This window comes from Paenibacillus agaridevorans, from assembly GCF_003112455.1.
In the GTDB taxonomy this organism is placed as follows: domain Bacteria; phylum Bacillota; class Bacilli; order Paenibacillales; family Paenibacillaceae; genus Pristimantibacillus; species Pristimantibacillus agaridevorans.
The window spans coordinates 1-218 of the sequence record NZ_BDQX01000106.1; the positions used below are offsets into that span (position 1 = coordinate 1).

Here is a 218-nt window from a genome sequence, read left to right on the forward strand (position 1 = left end):
AAATCAGGGTGGTACCACGAAATCTTCCCCTTTCGTCCCTTCAGGCACTGCAGCTACTTGCTGTCGACTGAGGACGAGAGGGGTTTTTATTTTATAAATAAAAAGCGATGATGAGAAAAAAATACGAAGGCTCTTATGTCCAGAGAGCAAGGGAAACGCTGAAACCTTTGCCATAAACCCTTTGTATGATGTCGTCTCGGAGCTTTTGATTGAAAGTC

1 protein-coding gene is annotated in these 218 nt (G+C 43.6%); it reads right to left on the reverse strand.

Annotated features, from left to right (window positions below; genetic code table 11):
• Positions 1-3: 3 nt before the first annotated feature.
• Positions 4-218: hypothetical protein (locus PAT3040_RS37990; protein WP_219930271.1), on the reverse strand; the 215-nt coding region annotated here is incomplete at its 5' end.